The 18,467-nt window shown below is 72.0% G+C and carries 13 protein-coding genes; 2 read left to right on the top strand and 11 right to left on the bottom strand.

The features are described 5' to 3' along the window. Positions 1-53: 53 nt before the first annotated feature. The 5 genes from R2B38_RS27925 to R2B38_RS27905 all read right to left on the bottom strand — a co-directional run bounded on the left by R2B38_RS27925 (position 54) and on the right by R2B38_RS27905 (position 3,950). Positions 54-263, bottom strand: coding sequence for a hypothetical protein (locus R2B38_RS27925; RefSeq protein WP_318018711.1), 210 nt, complete (start codon positions 261-263; stop codon positions 54-56). 134 nt (positions 264-397) lie between these two features. Beyond that, the gene (locus R2B38_RS27920) at positions 398-724 is read right to left on the bottom strand and encodes a hypothetical protein (protein ID WP_033282033.1); all 327 of its coding nucleotides are present in this window, start codon (positions 722-724) and stop codon (positions 398-400) included. Beyond that, complete coding sequence (locus R2B38_RS27915) at positions 721-1,089, bottom strand: WhiB family transcriptional regulator (protein WP_019058340.1); 369 nt, start codon at positions 1,087-1,089, stop codon at positions 721-723. The genes R2B38_RS27920 and R2B38_RS27915 overlap by 4 nt, the downstream gene beginning before the upstream one ends. A gap of 173 nt (positions 1,090-1,262) precedes the next feature. Beyond that, the gene (locus tag R2B38_RS27910) at positions 1,263-1,583 is read right to left on the bottom strand and encodes a hypothetical protein (RefSeq protein WP_318018710.1); all 321 of its coding nucleotides are present in this window, start codon (positions 1,581-1,583) and stop codon (positions 1,263-1,265) included. 168 nt (positions 1,584-1,751) lie between these two features. Then, the gene (locus R2B38_RS27905; RefSeq protein ID WP_318018709.1) at positions 1,752-3,950 is read right to left on the bottom strand and encodes an ATP-dependent DNA helicase UvrD2; all 2,199 of its coding nucleotides are present in this window, start codon (positions 3,948-3,950) and stop codon (positions 1,752-1,754) included. Positions 3,951-4,134: 184 nt separating this feature from the next. Between R2B38_RS27905 and R2B38_RS27900 the strand changes: the two genes are divergently transcribed. Further along, a complete protein-coding gene (locus R2B38_RS27900; RefSeq protein ID WP_318018708.1) occupies positions 4,135-4,392 on the top strand; it encodes a mycoredoxin in 258 nt (85 codons plus the stop codon). A gap of 72 nt (positions 4,393-4,464) precedes the next feature. Here R2B38_RS27900 and R2B38_RS27895 read toward each other — a convergent pair whose 3' ends face one another. The 6 genes from R2B38_RS27895 to R2B38_RS27870 all read right to left on the bottom strand — a co-directional run bounded on the left by R2B38_RS27895 (position 4,465) and on the right by R2B38_RS27870 (position 15,391). Further along, positions 4,465-5,082 carry a class I SAM-dependent methyltransferase gene (locus tag R2B38_RS27895; RefSeq protein ID WP_318018707.1) on the bottom strand — a complete coding sequence of 206 codons (618 nt, stop codon included), beginning with the start codon at positions 5,080-5,082 and terminating at the stop codon, positions 4,465-4,467. 31 nt (positions 5,083-5,113) lie between these two features. Beyond that, positions 5,114-6,058 (bottom strand): NAD(+) diphosphatase, encoded by a 945-nt coding sequence (gene nudC, locus R2B38_RS27890; RefSeq protein ID WP_033282029.1) that lies wholly within the window; start codon positions 6,056-6,058, stop codon positions 5,114-5,116. A gap of 155 nt (positions 6,059-6,213) precedes the next feature. Next, positions 6,214-7,626 carry a dipeptidase gene (locus R2B38_RS27885; protein WP_318018706.1) on the bottom strand — a complete coding sequence of 471 codons (1,413 nt, stop codon included), beginning with the start codon at positions 7,624-7,626 and terminating at the stop codon, positions 6,214-6,216. A 70-nt stretch (positions 7,627-7,696) separates the two neighbouring features. Continuing rightward, the gene (locus R2B38_RS27880) at positions 7,697-11,257 is read right to left on the bottom strand and encodes an ATP-dependent DNA helicase (RefSeq protein WP_318018705.1); all 3,561 of its coding nucleotides are present in this window, start codon (positions 11,255-11,257) and stop codon (positions 7,697-7,699) included. Positions 11,258-11,357: 100 nt separating this feature from the next. Continuing rightward, complete coding sequence (locus tag R2B38_RS27875; protein ID WP_318018704.1) at positions 11,358-14,747, bottom strand: ATP-dependent DNA helicase; 3,390 nt, start codon at positions 14,745-14,747, stop codon at positions 11,358-11,360. Between the two features lie 257 nt (positions 14,748-15,004). Then, positions 15,005-15,391, bottom strand: a complete 387-nt coding sequence (locus R2B38_RS27870; RefSeq protein WP_318018703.1) for an MGMT family protein — start codon at positions 15,389-15,391, stop codon at positions 15,005-15,007. 186 nt (positions 15,392-15,577) lie between these two features. Here R2B38_RS27870 and R2B38_RS27865 point away from each other — a divergent pair, with 186 nt between their 5' ends. Then, positions 15,578-18,340, top strand: coding sequence for a lysylphosphatidylglycerol synthase transmembrane domain-containing protein (locus R2B38_RS27865; protein WP_318018702.1), 2,763 nt, complete (start codon positions 15,578-15,580; stop codon positions 18,338-18,340). The last annotated feature ends 127 nt before the right edge of the window (positions 18,341-18,467 follow it).

Raw genomic sequence — 18,467 nt, 5'->3', positions numbered from 1 at the left:
GCGGGGCGGGCCGATGATGGCGCGGGGCGGGCCGATGATGGCGCGAGTGCGGCCTACCACCAGGCCGAGTCCAGCCGTCCCTCGATCGCCCTGAGGTTCTCCCTGGCGCAGGTGTCGCAGAAGTAGTACCGGGTCCCGTTCTCCACGGAGCAGGTCCAGGTGGGCTGTGGGCCTTCGGACTTGGTGCCGCAGCGGGCGCACACGAGGGACCGCGGTTCCGTGGTGGAGGCGCTGGTGTCACTGCCTCCGGGAAGACTCGTCACGCGGCGACGATATCTCCGTAGCCGGGGATCGGCGGGCGGAACGCACCGCGGGGCCGGTCCGTTCGGACGGACCGGCCCCGCGGGGGAGTTTTCGCCTCCCGAGATCGGGAGGCCACCGCTTCAGGTGGAAGTGGTTACTGCATGACGGCCATGGCGAGCGCACGGCGGGCGCGCATCGAGGCGCGCTCGGCCCGGCGCTGCATCCGGCGGGCGGTCACCAGGCGCATGGCCCGGCGTTCCCGCTCGGCCTCGTGCAGGCGGTCGTGCATATGCGCACGAGCCAGGGCTTCTGGAATGAGTTGCATCTCTCGGGTCCTGTTCTGGCGCGACTCGGTCGCACCCGGGGTGGTGAAGTCTGGGATCGCGGAGCCCGCGGGCTCGCTGGGAGTGGACGGCTTCATCGGGGCCTGCTTCTTGGGGTCGTGCGTGAGGGGGCGGTCGATCGTTCCGAAGATGTTCATGCCGTGACCGGGTTCTTGCGCGGACGGCCACGCGGCCGCTTGCGGGCCACGACGACACCCTGGACGAAGAGCTCGCCACCCCAGACGCCCCAGGGCTCGCGCCGCTCCTTGGCGCCGGCGAGGCAGGCCTCGATCAGCGGGCAGGTGCGGCAGAGGGACTTGGCGTACTCGACGTCTGCCGGCGACTCGGCGAAGAAGACCTCCGGGTCGTAGGAACGGCAGGGGACGGGCACGCCCAGGTTCTCGATGGCGTCGTCGAGCGCGGTGAGCGTAGTGAGCGGAGTCAAGGTGGAGTCCTCCGTGAGGCCGGGCGGGGGGATCGTTTCGGAAGGCGGTACGGACGGGGCGTGCGCTTCGAGTTGCACGGTTGTTCTTCCTCGTCTGGTCGGTCCGGCCCTGTTGGGCCGGTTGTCGGCTTGGTACCGGGTTCTTTTCTTGTCCCGAGGCCCCTTCGCTCCGTCGTCCCCGTTCGGGGAAAACAGAAGGGCCGCGGATCCCGGATGGGGTTCCGCGGCCCTGAAGGCGCCGGCCTGATCGATCAGGCTGGATCACTCCAGGGTTCTGGCCCACGGAAGGCCCACATCTGGTGGTGCTGCGTCGTCGTCTGCTTCCGGCCTCCGGCACCGGCCGCAAAGGCATAGGCCTGCGCCTGTGCCGCTACTGCTTCCAGTGCCTTGGTCGGTCGCTCATTGCGCTCACGGACGGGAAGGACCGCGAGAGACAGGGCGGACGCCGGACGGGCGGCAGAAATGCCGGACAGACCGGTGCCCAGGTTCGAAACGCCGAGCATGCACAGGGAGACGACCGAGGGATCGGTCATTTTCACGGTGCTGCTGGAGCGGGTGTTGATGCTGATCACTGGAATCGCCTCCTCTCGGCGTCTCGGGGGACCGGGGGTGAGACCGGTCCTTCGGATATGCAAGTACAGCACGGAATCAGGGCCTTCGAGAAGGCCCCCTGTTCCCGTGTCTAAGAACCTATGGGGATTGCTGGGGCATGCGCAAACTATTTTCTCGACGAGTTTGAATCAGTCCTCCGCGACACCCTCCGCAGGCTCCTGACCGCCGCAGATGGCCAGGACGTCGGCCCCGTAGCGGTTGAGCTTGCGGACGCCGACGCCGGGGATCCGCGCGAGTTCGCCGTCGTCGTCGGGGACGGTCTCGGCGATGGCCATCAGCGTCTTGTCGGTGAAGACGCAGAAGGCGGGCTGGCCGCTGCGCTGCGCCTGGACCTCCCGCCACTCGCGCAACCGCTCGTAGAGGCCCTCGTCCATGTCCGAGGGGCAGTCCTCGCAGCGCATCAGCTTCATCTCACCGGCCTCGGTGAGGGTGCGGCCGCAGACCCGGCAGCGGGCCACGGTGCGCTGGGTCCGCCGCGGGACGGCTTTGGGGCCGCTGCCCGTGAAGCCGCGCTCGATGCCTCCGGGGGCGACCGTGCCGGGTCTGGCCGCACCGCCGGTCGAGCCGGGGCGCAGGCCGTCCAGGAAGCGGCTGGGGCGGCGGTTGGGGCGTCCGCCGGGTGAGCGTGAGAGGGCCCAGGAGACGTGGAGCCGCTCTCTGGCGCGGGTGACGCCGACGTAGAGGAGGCGGCGCTCCTCCTCGATCTGTTCGTCGGTCTTCGCGTACGTGATCGGCATCATGCCCTCGGCGACGCCGACCAGGAAGACGACGTCCCACTCCAGGCCCTTGGCCGAGTGCAGGGAGGCGAGGGTGACGCCCTGGACGGTCGGGGCGTGCTGGGCGTTGGCCCGCTCGTCGAGTTCGGCGACCAGGTCGGCGAGGGTGGCCCCGGGTTTCGCCGCCGCGAAGTCCTGGGCGAGATTGACCAGGGCCGCCAGCGACTCCCAGCGCTCTCTGACGGCGCCGGAGCCGGCCGGGGGCTCGGTGGTCCAGCCCTCGCCGGAGAGGACGGCACGGACCTGGGAGGGCAGGTCGATGACGTCGTCCAGGAGGGAGTCGTTGCCGCCGAAGCGGGCCGCGCCGCGCAGGGCGATGCCTGCCTTGCGCACCTCGGGGCGGTCGAAGAACCGCTCGGCGCCCCGCAGTTGGTAGGGCACCCCGGCGTCGGCGAGGGCCTGTTCATAGGTCTCGGACTGGGAGTTCGTGCGGACCAGGATCGCGATCTCGCTCGCCGGGACGCCCGCGTCCATGAGGTCGCGGATGCGGCGGGCGGCGCCCTCGGCCTCGGCGGGCTCGTCGGTGTACTCGACGTAGACGGGCTCGGGGCCCGCGGCGCGCTGGGAGATCAGCTCCAGTCGGTGGTCGGCGGCACGGCCGCGGGCCTGGGAGAGCAGGCCGTTGGCGAGGTGGACGACCTGGGGGGTGGAGCGGTAGTCGCGGACCAGCTTGACGACGGTGGCGCCGGGGTGGCGGGTGCGGAAGTCGAGCAGGTGGTCCGGCGTCGCCCCGGTGAAGGAGTAGATCGTCTGGCTGGCGTCGCCGACGACGCACAGGCTGTCGCGGTCGCCCAGCCACAGCTCCAGGAGGCGCTGCTGGAGCGGGCTGACGTCCTGGTACTCGTCGACCACGAAGTGCTGGTACTGCGAGCGGACCTGTTCGGCGATGTCCTGCCGGTCCTGAAGGACGGCGACGGTGAGCAGCAGGACGTCCTCGAAGTCGATGACCGCGCGGTCGCGCTTGACGTCCTCGTAGGTGGCGTAGAGCTGGGCGATCTCGGCGGGGGTGCGGGGGACGTCGCGGCCCGCCTTGGCCGCCGCCGCCGGGTAGTCGGAGGGCACGGTCTGGGTGACCTTGGACCACTCGATCTCACCGGTGACGTCCCGCAGTTCGCCGCGGTCGAGGCGGATGCGGCAGGCGGCCGCCGCGTCGGCGACGAGCTGGATCTTGCGGTCGACGAGCCGGGGCATGCTGCCGCCGATCGCTTTCGGCCAGAAGTACTGGAGCTGGCGCAGCGCGGCCGAGTGGAACGTCCGTGCCTGGACTCCGGTGGCGCCGAGCTGGCGCAGCCGGCCGCGCATCTCGCCCGCGGCACGGTTGGTGAAGGTGACGGCCAGCACGCTGGAGGACTGCAGGACCCCGGCGCGCACTCCGTAGGCGATCCGGTGGGTGATCGCCCGTGTCTTGCCCGTGCCGGCGCCCGCCAGCACGCACACCGGGCCGCGCAGGGCGGTCGCCACCTCGCGCTGCTCGGGGTCGAGCCCTTCGAGCACCGCGTCGGCCGAGTCCGGTACCTGCGGGAAGAGGGAGGAGTGCGTTGCTGCTGTCACACGGCCATGCTGCCAGGTCGCCGGAGACAGATGAGTCGGTTGTCCACAGGGAGGCCCCCGCAGTCGTACTAATGCGGCAGGCGTCACGTGCCGCGGGACTCCCCCGGCGGGAATGGAGGCCGTGTCGCGTACGTTTCCACGACTGCGAGGTCGTATCCCCCGAGCTGTTGAGGAGCGCGAGAGAATGTCGGGCACTGTGACGATGTACAGCACCACGTGGTGCGGTTACTGCCGTCGGCTGAAGAGCCAGATGGACCGCGAGGGAATCGCGTACAACGAGATCAACATCGAGCAGGACCCGGCTTCGGCGGCGTTCGTCGAGAAGGCGAATGGCGGAAACCAGACGGTGCCTACCGTTCTGGTGGTTCCCTCCCAGGGCGGCTCCGAGGTCGTCATGACGAACCCGAGCCTTGCCCAGGTGAAGCAGGCGCTCGGCGCCTGAACGACGGTCGGCGCACACAGCTCCGGAGAGGGCGGCCCCTGATGTCAGGGGCCGCCCTCTTCGCCGTTCCCCTCAGGCGACCGGTTTGTCCCAGACGACCATGTAGCGCCACAGGAGTCGGCGCCGGAACCGAGCACCGGGCAACAGACGCCGGACGGCTGCGCGGGCCTCTCCCCAGCACATGGCCGAGTCCTCGACCGGCATGCCGACGGGTCCGAGCTTCCCGCCGTTCCGTCGGGTCAGGAACCGGCTCACGGGCAGTCCGCAGCCGCTGATCACCCAGTCCAGGAGCGTGCGGTTGTACGCCATGCCGACGATCACCAGTCGGCCGCCGGGGGCCAGCAGATGCACCAGCCGTCCCACCGCGTCCTCGAACTCCGTGTGGTGGACGACGGCGACCGCGCTGACGAAGTCGTACGTGCCTTCGGCGAGTGAGCTGACGTCGAGGTAGTCCGCCTCTACGAAGGTGACGTTTTCCGGCGCGTCCGCGCGGGCGAGCCGGATCATCTGCGGCGAGCGGTCCACGCCCGTCACAGATCCGGCTCTGCTCGCCAGCTTGCGGGCCAGCAGGCCGTCCCCGCAGCCGACGTCCAGGGCGGTGCGGCAGCCGGCGGGCACGGCGTCCACCACCACGGGGTGGTAGTGGACGTTGTGGTTCCAGTACGGGTCGGTCCTCCGCACCCCGCTCATCCGTGCCCCGCCATCCGGTCTCCGGGGCGCCTCAGACGAAAGTGCGTGTCGGCAACGGCTTGCCGTACCAGAGCTCGATCAGGCGGGCCGCGATCGAGATGCCGTACGGGGGCAGCACCTCTTCGGACTCGAAGGCCGCGCGCAGCTCCTCGCGGGAGAACCAGCGGGCTTCGTGGATCTCGTCGCCGTCGACGTTGATGTCGGTCGAGGTGGCGCGGGCCATGAAGCCCAGCATGAGGCTGGACGGGAAGGGCCAGGGCTGGCTGGCGACGTACTCGACGTGGCCGACGGTGATACCGGCCTCCTCGAAGACCTCGCGGCGCACCGACTGCTCGATGGACTCGCCGGGCTCCACGAAGCCGGCGAGCGTCGAGAAACGGCCCTCGGGCCAGTGAACCTGGCGGCCGAGCAGGATGCGGTCCTCCTCGTCGGTGACGGCCATGATCACGGCGGGGTCGGTGCGCGGGTAGTGCTCGGCGCCGCAGGCCGGGCAGCGGCGGATGTGGCCGGCCGCGGCGATCACCGTGCGCTCGCCGCAGCGGGAGCAGAAGCGGTGCAGGCGCTGCCAGTTCTCCAGGGCGACCGCGTGCACCATGAGGCCCACGTCCCGGGCGGACAGCAGGAGGCCCGCCTCGCGCAGGCCCGCAGGCCGCGCGGATTGGTCGATACGGCCGGGCAGGGCGTCCTTCTGAAGGGCGAAGTAGCTGACGCCGTCGTCGTCGGTGCCCAGGAAGTAGCGGTGGGCCTCGGTGAGCGGGGCCTCGAAGGACGGGGTCATGACGAGTTCGGTCTTGCCGTCGGGTGTCTCGTCGATGAGGACCTGGCCGCCGGAGACCACGAAGCAGCGGGTGGTGGGGTGGCTCCATGCCGCGGCGAGCCAGGCCTCGTCGAGCCGGTGGTGGGCGGCTCGGTCGATGCCACTCGGAGCGGTGAGCGAGATGGGTCGGTCGGCTGTGTGGTCGGTCCAGGTGGTCACGGGTGCTTCCAACTCCCCCGGCAATGCGGATTGTTTCGGCGGGCGGTTCAGCGGGACGTACGGCAGGAGGCGACCGGGTCCGGCGGGGACGGGGTGTGCGGGGCGGTTCTTCCAGTGTGCCTCGCGCGCGTGGCCGTTCCGGTCGCGCGGGATCGTCAGGGCGCGCGGCGCCAGGTGTCGGCGAGGTCCCCCCACAGGTGGGCGGTGGTTTCGACGCCCTTCAGGAGGAGGTCGATCTCGACCTTCTCGTTCGGGGCGTGCCAGCCGTCGGAGGGGACGGAGATGCCCAGGAAGAGGACGGGTGCCCCGAGGACTTCCTGGAGGTCGGCGGCCGGTCCCGAGCCGCCCTCGCGGGTGAAGAGGACCGGTTTCTCGAAGGCGCGGCCCATCGCGCGGACGACGGACTGGAGGGCCGGGTGATCGAGGGGTGTCAGGCACGGGCGCGTGGCCGCGCTGAAGGTGATCTCCTGGCGGATTCCGTCGGGCACCTGCTGGGCGGCCCAGGCTCGGACGACCGTCTCGATGTGGTCGGGGTCCTGTCCCGCGACCAGCCTGAACGACAGCTTCACCATGGCCGATGACGGGATGATCGTCTTGCTGCCCGGGCCCTGGTAGCCGCCGCCGATGCCGTTGACCTCGGCGGTGGGGCGGGCCCAGACGCGCTCCAGGGTGGTGTGTCCGGCCTCGCCGTGGGTGGCGTGCGACTTGGCGGTGCGCAGCCATTCCTTCTCGTCGAAGGGCAGTTCGGCGAAGAGCTCGCGCTCCTGGTCGGTGAGTTCGACGATGCCGTCGTAGAAGCCGGGGACGGCTACGCGTGCGTGCTCGTCGTGCAGTGCGGCCACCAGGCGGGCGGCGGCGGTCGCCGGGTTGGGCACGGCGCCGCCGAAGGAGCCGGAGTGGATGTCCTGGTCGGGGCCGTGCAGCCGGATCTCGCACTCGGCGAGGCCGCGCATGCCGGTGCACACCGTGGGGGTGTCCTCGGACCACATGCCGGTGTCGGAGACGATCACGGCGTCGGCGGCGAGCCGGTCGGCATGCTGCTCGACGAGCGCCCGGAAGTGCGGGGAGCCGGACTCCTCCTCGCCCTCGACGAGCAGCTTCAGGTGCACGGCCGGGGCGGTGCGGCCGGTGGCGGCGAGGTGGGCGCGGACACCGAGTGTGTGGAAGAACACCTGGCCCTTGTCGTCGGCCGCCCCGCGCGCGTAGAGGCGGTTCCCGCGGACGACGGGCTCGAAGGGCTCGCTGTCCCAGCCGTCCTCGCGGGCGGCGGGCTGGACGTCGTGATGGCCGTAGACGAGGACCGTGGGTGCCTCGGGGTCGTCGGAGGGCCACTCGGCGAAGACGGCGGGGGCGCCCGGGGTCGGCCAGACCTCGGTGGTGGGGAAGCCGGTCTCTCGGAGCGCGGCGGCGAGCCAGTCCGCGCTGCGCCGGACGTCGGGCGCGTGGTCGGGCTGCGCCGACACGGACGGAATGCGCAGCCACTCGGCGAGGTCGTCGAGGAAGACCGCGCGGTGCTGCTCGATGTACGTGCGGACCGCGCTGACGGCACTGTCAACGGTGTGGCTCATGGTCACGAGCCTATCGGCCCGCACTGACATCCTCGGTGGGCGGTTCCTCACAGTTTGCTTGTGCGGCCTGTCACTCCCCTTGCGCATCCGGTGATTCCGCCCGTGGCCCCGGCTCCTCCAGCAGCAGCCGCTCCAGCGCGGCCCGGTCCGGGAGGTTCTCCGGCCGTACGACCTCGCCGCCGCGGACGTACAGGAACGTGGCCGTGACCGCCTCCAGGGGCACGCCCTGCCGCTCGGCCCAGGCCAGCCGGTAGATCGCGAGCTGGAGCGGGTCGGCGGTACGGCCGCGGCTGGTCTTCCAGTCGAGGATCTCGTACGTCGCCCCGTCGCCGTCGCCCTCTTTGTAGACGGCGTCGATACGGCCCCGTACGACGCGGCCGGCGATCGCGAGCTGGAAGGGGGTCTCGACGCGGTAGGGCGTGCGCTGGGCGTACTCGGTGCGCTCGAAGGCTTCCTTGAGGGCTTCCAGGTCGCGTTCGTCGGCGATCTCGGCCTCGCTGCCGGGCAGTTCGTCCGGTTCCAGCATCGGCAGGGTCAGCTCTTCGAAGCGTGATTCCACCCAGGCGTGGAAGCGGGTGCCCCGGCGTGCGGCGGGTTGCGGTGGGCGCGGCAGCGGGCGGGCGAGCTCCTGCGCGAGGGCGTCCGGGTCGGCGGCCAGGAGCATCAACTGGGTGGCCGTGAGGGTGGCGGGCAGGGGGACGTCGGTGATTCCCCGGCGGGCCCGCAGGAGTTCGCCGGTGAGGGCGTCGAGGTCGCGGTCCCAGGAGTCGATGGCGCGGGCTTCCTCCGGGGTGAGGGGCGTGCCGGGCGGCTCCGTGGGGTGCGGGCGTGCGCCTTCTGGCGCACTGAAGTGTTCGGCGGCGTGCGGGGCCGTCGCCTGGTGCGGGACGGTCGGACGGTCTGCGGTCCAGGCGTCCCAGTCGGCGGGGTCGTCCTCCGGGAGGCCGTCTTCACGTTCCCCTTGGCCTTGGCCTTCAGGGAGCGATTCCTCGTAGGGAGGCTCCCCGAAGGGGGGCTCGTCGTAAGGCGGTTCGTCGTCCTCCGGTGGCGGGGGCCAGTCCGGGTCGTCGTGGGCGTTCGGGTCGTGCGTGGCCGCGGGGTGGCCCTCGTCGTGGGAGGCGAGGTACTCCAAGTGGTTCATGACCAGCTCGGCGGCTTTGTGGCGGTGGGCCATCGCCGCGTCGTCCAGGGGCAACGGCCAGGCCTGGTCGGCGGTGGCCGTGTGCAGGGCGGGGTTCTCCTCACCCTCCTCGGGTTCGTCCGCCCAGGCCTCGATCTCGCCGTACCCGGCCGCGCAGTGGTCGTAGAGGGCCTGGAGGAAGTCGGAGGGGCCGCGGGGCTTCTTCTGGGTGGGGCCCCACCAGTGGCCGGAGCCGAGGAGGAGGGAGCGGGGGCGGGTGAAGGTGACGTAGCCGAGGCGGAGTTCCTCGGTGTGCTGGTGGTCCTTCATGGCCTCCTGGAAGGCCTTCAGGCCTCGGGAGTCCCAGGACATGACATCGGGCAGGGTGGCGGTGTCGCCGCGCAGCGCGTGCGGCAGGACCTTGCCCTGGGCGGTCCACTTCTCGCGGCCCTGGCTGCTGGGGAAGGTCCCGGTGACCAGGCCGGGGACGGCCACGACGTCCCACTCCAGGCCCTTGGACTTGTGCGCGGTGAGGACCTTGACGGTGTTCTCGCCGCCGGGCAGGGCGTTGTCGAGGCCCTTCTCGTACTGGGCGGCGGTGCGCAGGAAGCCGAGGAAGGCGAGCAGGGTCGCCTCGCCGTCGCCCGCGGCGAAGGAGGCGGCCACGTCCAGGAAGTTCGACAGGGTCTCGCGGCGGCGGGCGGCCAGGGCGTGCGGGGACGCCGCGAGTTCGACCTCCAGGCCGGTGACGGCCAGGACGCGGTGCAGGACGTCCATCAGGGGGTCGGACAGGGAGCGGCGCAGGTCGCGCAGCTCGGTGGCGAGGTGGGCGAACCGCACGCGCGCGTCCGGTGAGAAGGGCAGCCCGTCGTCGTCCCCAGTGCGGTCGGCGCCGTAGAGGGGTGTCTCCAGGAACGTGTCGAGGGCGTCGGCCAGCGATATCACTTCGGAGGGATCGACCCCCTCGACGGCCTCGGCGAGTCGGCGGTCGGGGTCTTCGTCGTCCCCCACGCGCGTGGGGGACACGAGGAGCCGGGCGCGCCGCCCCAGGAGGGCGAGGTCGCGCGGGCCGATGCGCCAGCGCGGGCCGGTCAGCAGCCGGACCAGGGAGGCGTTGGCGCCGGGGTCCTGGAGGACTTCGCAGACGGCGACGAGGTCGGCGACCTCGGGGAGGTGCAGCAGCCCGGAGAGGCCGACCACCTCGACCGGGATGTCGCGGGCGACGAGGGCGCCCTGGATCTCGGCGAAGTCACCGGCCGTGCGGCACAGGACGGCGATCTCGCCGGGCGCCTTCCCGGTCCGTACGAGATGCGCGATGGAGTCGGCGAGCCAGTCGATCTCCTCGGTGTGGGTGGGCAGCAGCGCGCAGCGCACCATGCCGTCGCGCTCGGCGCCGGGGGCCGGGCGGAGGGCCTCCACGCCCGCGTGCATGGCGCGCAGGGGTTCCGCGAGGTTGTTGGCGAGGTCGAGGAGGCGGCCGCCGCTGCGGCGGTTCTCGCTGAGCGACTGGCGGGCGGCGGGGCGGCCGTCGGCGTGCGCGAAGTGCTCCGGGAAGTCGTCGAGGTTGGCGACGGACGCGCCGCGCCAGCCGTAGATCGCCTGGCAGGGGTCGCCGACGGCGGTCACCGGGTGGCCCGTGCCGGCGCCGAACAGGCCTGCCAGGAGGATGCGTTGGGCGACCGAGGTGTCCTGGTACTCGTCGAGGAGCACCACCCGGAACTCGTCGCGCAGGATGTCGCCGACCTCGGGGCGGGTGCGCGCCAGGGTCGCGGAGAGGGCGATCTGGTCACCGAAGTCGAGCAGGTCGCGCTCGCGCTTGGCGGTCCGGTAGCGGCTCACCAGCTCGGTGAGTTCACGGCGTGCGGCGGCCGCCTCGGGGACCTTGCGCAGCTCGGCGTTGCTGAGCTTGCGGCCCTCCAGGTCGCGCAGCAGCTCGGCGTCGTAGGCGCGCAACTCCTCGGGGCGTACGAGGTGTTCGGACAGCTCGCCGTCGAGGGTGAGGAGGTCGCTGACGAGGTCCGGGAAGGAGCGGGTGAGCGCCGGGTAGAAGCCGGGGGCCTCGCGCAGCACACGCGCGGCGAGCTGGAAGCGGGTGGCGTCGGCGAGCAGACGGGCCGTCGGTTCGAGGCCGATGCGCAGGCCGTGGTCGGTCAGGAGGCGGCCCGCGAAGGCGTGGTAGGTCGAGATCACGGGCTCGCCCGGTGGGTTGTCCGGGTCGATGACGTCGGGGTCGGTGACGCCCGCCTTGATGAGCGCCTTGCGGACGCGCTCGGCGAGTTCACCGGCGGCCTTGTTGGTGAAGGTCAGGCCGAGGACCTGCTCGGGGGCGACCTGGCCGGTGCCGACCAGCCACACCACGCGGGCCGCCATCACCGTCGTCTTGCCCGACCCGGCTCCGGCCACGATCACCTGCGGGGCGGGCGGCGCGATGATGCAGGCCGTCTGCTCCGGGGTGAAGGGGATGCCGAGGAGCTCCTTGAGCTGGTCGGGATCGGTGATACGGGCGGGCATGTCGGGAAGGCTAGCGGCGGCCACTGACAGTCGAGGACCAATCGCCCTCGGGGGCAGAAGAAGCGCAGGTCAGCACATGTGGTGCGATAGGTCACGCGAGTTACTCGACGACGTGTCGTCCTTCGGGCCTCGCGCTGCACGAGGCCCGGAACGCGCAGTGCGCGCAGTGCTGTCCGGCCGTGGGCGTGAACCGCTCGTCGAGGACCTTGCCCGCGGCCGTGGCCAGCAGCTCACCGGCCCACTCCCCCTCCAGGGGCTCCTGGGCCTGCACCTTGGGCAGGGTCTCGCCGCCGTCCCGTACGGGGGCGCCCTGGCGCAGCTGGACGAGTTCGGCGCCGCCCGGTTGGGGGCGCACTCCGTCGAAGGCCTCGTCGACGGCGCCCTCGCGGACCGCGAGCTGGTAGACGGCGAGTTGGGGGTGACGCTCCACCTCGCGGGCGGTCGGCGTCTGCTTGCCGGTCTTGAAGTCGACCACGTAGGCGCGTCCTTCGCCGTCCGCCTCGACGCGGTCCATGGAGCCGCGGATGCGCACTTCGTAGTCGCCCGCTCCAAGGGTGACGTCGAAGTCGTGCTCGCTGGCGACGGGCGTACGGCCGGTGCGGACGCCGTTGGAGTCGACGTGCCACTTCAGGAAGCGTTCGAGCGCCACGCGCGCGTTGTCCTTCTCCTGCGCCGACTTCCAGGGCGCGTCGAAAGCGAGCGCGTTCCACACGGTGTCGAGGCGCTCCATGAGGACGTCGAGGTCGGCGGGGGTGCGTCCGGATGCGACCTCGTCGGCGAGGACGTGCACCACGTTCCCGAAGCCCTGGGCGGCGGTCGCGGGCGCGTCGGCCTTCACCTCGCGGCCCAGGAACCATTGCAGGGCACAGGTGTTCGCCAGCTGGTCGAGGGCGCTTCCGGAGAGCACGACGGGCTGGTCGCGGTCGCGCAGCGGCACCTTGCTCTCGGTCGGGTCGTACATGCCCCACCAGCGGTACGGGTGCGCGGACGGGACCAGCGCGCGGCCCTCCTCGTCGGCGAGCGCGGCCAGCCGGGCCAGCCGCCGCGCGGCGGCCTCCCTGAGGGTCTCCGACACGCGCGGGTCGACGGTCGTGGCGCGCAGCTCGGCGACCAGGGCGGCGACCGACAGCGGGCGGCGCGGGCGGCCGGTGACGTCCTTGGGCTCGACGCCGAGTTCGGTGAGGAAGCGGGAGGGCTGGTCGCCGTCGTCCGCGGGTGCCTTCACGGCGGTGACGACGAGGCGTTCACGCGCGCGTGTGGCGGCTACGTAGAACAGGCGGCGTTCCTCGGCGAGCAGGGCTCCCGGGGTGAGCGGTTCGGCGAGTCCGTCGCGGCCGATGCGGTCGGCCTCCAGGAGGGAGCCGCGTCGGCGCAGGTCCGGCCACAGGCCTTCCTGGACGCCTGCCACGACGACCAGGTTCCACTCCAGGCCCTTGGAGCGGTGCGCGGTCATCAGGCGTACGGCGTCGGGGCGTACGGCACGCCGGGTGAGCGTGTCGGCGGCGATGTCCTCGGCGTCGATCTCCTCCAGGAAGTTGAGAGCGCCCCGGCCCCCGGTGCGCTCCTCCGCGCGGGCGGCTGTGGCGAACAGCGCGCAGACGGCGTCCAGGTCGCGGTCCGCGTTGCGCCCGGCCGCGCCGCCGCGCAGCGTGGCCCGCTCCAGGCGCCCGGGCCACGGCGTGCCCTGCCAGAGGTCCCACAGCGCCTCCTCGGCCGTACCGCCGCCCGCCAGGCGCTCCCGTGCCTTGCGCAGCAGCGCGCCCAGGCGCTGGGCTCCCCGCGCGTACGTCGGGTCGTGCGCGACCAGCCGCTCCGGCTCGGCGAGCGCCCGCGTGAGCAGCTCGTCCGAGGGCGGCGGCACGGGGTTGCCACCGGCCCGCTCCTCCTCGCGCAGCGCCCGGCCCAGGCGCCGTAGATCGGCGGCGTCCATGGCGGCGAGAGGGGAGGCGAGCAGGCTGAGGGCGGTCTCGGTGTCGAGCCAGGAGGGGGCGACGGGCTCTTCGGGGTCGGCTTCCGCCGCGGCCTCTGAGTGGCCGACGTCGTCGGCGTCCTGCGTGGCTGGCGCGGCTTCGGTGTCGTCCTCGGGCCGGGTCGAAGCCTCCGCGGTCGCCACCGCCCGCAGGGCCGTCAGCAGCGGTGCCACAGCCGGTTCGTGGCGCAGGGGCAGGTCGTCGCCGTCGATGTCCAGGGGGACGCCGGCCGCCGTGAGGGCGCGGCGGATCGTGGGGATGGTCCGGGAGCCGGCGCGCACCAGGACAGCCATGTCGTTCCAGGGGACGCCGTCCTCCAGGTGTGCCCTCCGGAGGATGTCGGCGATGTTGTCCAGCTCCGTGCCGGACGTCGGATACGTGTACACCTCGACGCGGCCGCCGTCCCGTACCGAGGTCAACTCTCGGTGGGCGCGAACCTTCTGCGCCGGGAGCCTGGTCAGGGGCATGCGTTGGGTCAGCAGGCGGGTGGCGGTCAGCAGGGCGGCACCGGAGCGGCGGGATGTCCGGAGCACCTCTACGGGCGCCGGATGACCGTCCGCGCGCGGGAAGGCGTTCGGGAACTCCAGGATGCCGTTCACGTCGGCGCCCCGGAACGTGTAGATCGACTGGTCGGGGTCGCCGAAGGCGACGAGGGTGCGGCCGCCGCCGGCGAGGGCCTGCAGCAGCCGTACCTGGGCCGGGTCGGTGTCCTGGTACTCGTCGACGAACACGGCGTCGTACTGCGCGGCGAGCCGCTCGGCGACCTCGGAGCGCTGGGCGAGGAGTACCGCGCGGTGGACGAGTTCGGCGTAGTCGAGCACTCCTTGGAGGTCGAGTACGTCGAGGTACTCGGCGAGGAAGGCTGCGGCGGCACGCCAGTCCGGGCGGCCGATGCGGCGGGCGAAGGCGTCCAGGGAGCCGGGGCCCAGGCCCAGTTCGCGGCTGCGGGCCAGGACCGCGCGGACCTCGTCGGCGAAGCCGCGGGTGGTGAGGCAGGCCCGCAGTTCGTCGGGCCAGCGCACGTGGGCGAGGCCGAGCCGCTCCAGGTCGGGCTGGCCGGCGAGCAGTTCGCGTACGGCGACGTCCTGTTCGGGGCCGGACAGCAGCCGTAGGGGCTCGACGAACAGGTCGCTGTCCTGGTGGGCGCGGACCAGGGCGTAGCAGAACGAGTGGAAGGTGGTCGCGCGGGGCGCGCGGGCGGCGCCGATGCGCAGCGCCATGCGGTCGCGGAGTTCGACGGCCGCCTTGCGGCTGAACGTCAGCACGAGGATCCGCGCGGGGTCACCTCCCCGGGCGATCCGTGCGGCGACGGACTCCACGAGGGTGGTGGTCTTGCCGGTGCCCGGACCTGCGAGGACGAGCAGCGGACCGGCCTCGTGGTCAACCACGGAGCGCTGTGGCGCGTCCAGGTGAGGGGGAACCGGCCGGGTCGGCGGGGTACGCACCAGTCGGTAAGCGCCACGGTTCCCCTGTCGCACCTGGGGGTGCGACAGGCGCCTGGTGGAGGAAGAGGAGCTCACGTGGTTCGCCGGTCCTGGTGGGTGTGCTGGTTGCCTGACCACCGCGCGTGGAGAGCGGTGACCGCGAGGTGAGGGGGACAGGTGCAGCCGACGCTACGCCGACGGGTCGCCGGGAAGCAGGACTTCCGCGCGTTCCCTCACGGCTCGCGCGGCCCTCGCGTCCCTCGCCCCTCGAACGTACGGCATGGCACGGACGTGCCGGGTTTCCCCCGTACGGGCCACAGGTCGCCCCGGGGCGCGTCCGATGGCGGAAGCTGTCAGGTGTGACCGTCCGCGCGCTCGCCGCCGTCCCATCGCGCCCGTTTCATGTCGACGCGCGGCAGGTGCCCCTCGGCAGCTCTGCTCGCCTCCTTCAGGGGAGTGCCCTCCGCGCGGTAGTTGTCGAGCGCCCGCAACTCGTGGCCCGGGAGCAGCATGCCGTCCGCGCGGACGACCCGCCACCACGGAACGGCTCCCCCGTAGAGGGCCATCACCCGGCCGACCTGGCGCGGGCCGCCCGCCTCCAGCCATTCGGCGACGTCGCCGTACGTCATGACGCGCCCGGGCGGAATCCGTTCGGCCACGTCGAGGACGCGCTCCGCGTACTCGGGCAGCGCGTCGCCGTGCTCGGGGCCGGTGTCGTCCGGAAGGCTCTCCTCGCTCATCCGTCCCATCCTGCCGCACCCCACCGACAATGCGACGCGCTGGCGACTGTGCGTATCCCTCGCCCCGGAGCGGCGCGTGGGGCAGACTGTGCGCCCCCGCATTTGCACCCTGATGCCCCCGTGTGTCGGTGGGGCATGCCACCATCGTGCGGGCGGTGACCGGTGATACGAGATCAAGAAGAGACGATGAAGCAGCAGGGTGTGCACCCCGAAGACGCGGAGGGCACCTCTGACGCTGCGTCGCGCCCGGACACCGCCGAGGCCCATGAGCAGGACCCCCCCGAGGGGTCCGCCGAGACGCCCGTGACCGACCCCGTTCCCCCTGTACCGGGCCTGGACGACTGCGGCGACGACCCGCACGTCGAAGAGGTCGAGGGCGACGAACCGCTGCTCCCCGCGCGCGTGCACCGTCCCTCCGATCTCATGCGCCTCCTGGTGGGCTTTCTCGCGATCGTCGTCCTGCTCGCGATCGCCGCGTTCGCCCACGGCACGACCTCGGGGCTCGAGCAGGACATCAACAAGGGCACCGGGCAGGCACCCGACCTGCTGATCAAGATCGCGGGGCTGGCGTCCAGCATCGCCATCCTGCTGGTGCCGGTCGCCTTCGCGATCGAGCGGCTGATCAAGCGGGACGGGCTGCGCATCGCCGACGGCGTACTCGCGGCGGTCCTCGCCCACGGAGTGACACTCGCCACGGACCTGTGGGTCGCCAAGGCCGCCCCGGGCTCGATCCAGGAGGCGCTCACCCAGCCCTCCCCCGGCGACATCCACGCCCTCACCGACCCGGTGCACGGCTATCTGGCGCCCGTCATCGCCTACATGACGGCCGTAGGCATGTCCCGGAGGCCGCGCTGGCGCTCCGTGCTGTGGATCGTGCTGCTGCTCGACGCCTTCTCGATGCTGGTCACCGGGTACACGACGCCGTTCTCGATCATCCTGACGGTGCTCATCGGCTGGACCGTCGCCTACGGGACGCTGTACGCGGTGGGCTCGCCGAACGTGCGGCCCACCGGGCGGACGCTGATGGCGGGCCTGCGGACGGTCGGTTTCCACCCCGTGGGCGCGGCCCGCGAGGAGGTCGTCGACACGGAGAACGGCGACCGTGGCCGGCGCTATTTCGTGACCCTGGAGGACGGTCCGCCGCTGGACGTCACCGTGGTCGACCGGGAACAGCAGGCCCAGGGCTTCTTCTACCGTGCGTGGCGCAATCTGACGCTGCGCGGCTTCGCGACCCGCAGCAGCCTCCAGTCGCTGCGCCAGGCGCTGGAGCAGGAGGCCCTGCTGGCGTACGCGGCGATCGCGGCCGGGGCCAACGCCCCGAAGCTGATCGCGACCTCGGAGCTCGGCCCCGACGCCGTGATGCTCGTCTACGAGCACACCGGTGGGCGCACGCTGGACTCGCTCGCGGACGAGGAGATCACCGACGATCTGCTGCGCCTGACCTGGCACCAGGTGCAGGCCCTGCAGTCGCGGCGCATCGCCCACCGCAGGCTCGCCGGTGACGCGATTCTGGTGGATCGTTCCGGCACGGTGATCCTCACGGACCTGCGCGGCGGTGAGATCGCGGCCGGTGAGCTGCTGTTGCGCATGGACGTCGCCCAGTTGGTGACGACGATCGGCCTGCGGGTGGGCGCCGAGCGCGCGGTGGCCTCGGCGGTCGGTGTCCTCGGTCCCGACGCGGTGGCCGACTGTCTGCCGATGCTCCAGCCGATCGCGTTGTCGCGCTCCACGCGCGCGACGCTGCGACGCCTGTCCAGGGAGCGGGCCCAGCGGGAGCGCGACGCGATCCTGGAGGCGTCCCAGCAGACCAGGCTGGCCCGCGCGGAGGCGGCCTCGGAGGGCGCCACGCCCGTCCTCGAAAAGCCTGACAAGAAGGCCGTGCGCGCGGAGCAGCGGGCCGAGAAGCGAGCCATCGACGAGGCACTGGACGAGGCACGCGAGGAAGACCTCCTCACCCAGATCCGTCATCAGGTGCTGCTGATCAGGCCGCAGGCGCACGTCGAACCGGCCCGTCTGGAGCGGGTGCGGCCGCGCACGCTGATCAGTTTCATCGCGGGCGCGATCGGCGCGTACTTCCTGCTGACGCAGCTCACGCACATCGAGTTCGGTCCGCTCGTCGCCAACGCCCAGTGGGGCTGGGTGGCCGCAGCCGTGCTGTTCTCGGCGCTGAGCTACTTCGCGGCGGCGATGGCCCTCCTGGGGTTCGTGCCGGAGCGGGTGCCGTTCCTGCGGGCCGTGGCGGCGCAGGTCGCCGGGTCGTTCGTGAAGATCGTGGCCCCGGCCGCGGTCGGCGGTGTCGCCCTGAACACGCGCTTCCTGCAGCGTGCCGGGGTGCGGCCCGGGCTCGCGGTGGCGAGTGTGGGCGCGTCGCAGCTGTTCGGTCTCGGCTGCCACATCCTGATGCTGCTGTCGTTCGGCTATCTGACCGGCACCGAGAAGACGCCGTCGCTGTCGCCGTCCCGGACGGTCATCGCCGGTCTGCTGACGGTGGCGGTGCTCGTGCTCGTGGTGACCTCAGTGCCGTTCCTGCGGAAGTTCCTCGTCACGCGCGTGCGGTCGCTTTTCGCGGGTGTCATCCCGCGCATGCTGGACGTGCTCCAGCGGCCGCAGAAGCTGGTCACCGGCATCGGCGGCATGCTGCTGCTGACGGCCTGCTTCGTGATGTGCCTGGACGCGTCGATCCGGGCGTTCGGCGACCAGTCGACGTCGCTCAGCCTGGCCAGCGTCGCCGTCGTCTTCCTCGCGGGCAACGCGCTCGGTTCCGCGGCCCCGACCCCGGGCGGTGTGGGGGCGGTCGAGGCGAGCCTGACGCTCGGTCTGATCGCCGTGGGCCTCCCCAAGGAGGTCGCCGCTCCGGCGGTGCTGCTGTACCGGCTGCTGACGCTGTGGATCCCGGTGCTGCCGGGCTGGCTGTTCTTCAACCACCTGTCCCGCAAGGGCTCCCTGTAGAGCACGATCACGTACGCACGTGGTGCACGCACGCGTGCCGCATCACCTGGGCATGCAGGGCACGCACGCGTGCGTACCTCTTACGGCCCGCGCCCCGAGCGCACCGCCGCATACGACCCCAGGATGG

Source organism: Streptomyces sp. N50 (assembly GCF_033335955.1).
Taxonomy (GTDB): Bacteria; Actinomycetota; Actinomycetes; order Streptomycetales; family Streptomycetaceae; genus Streptomyces.
The sequence above is the reverse complement of the archived record's forward strand: the minus strand, read 5'-3'. Positions and strand labels throughout refer to the sequence as shown.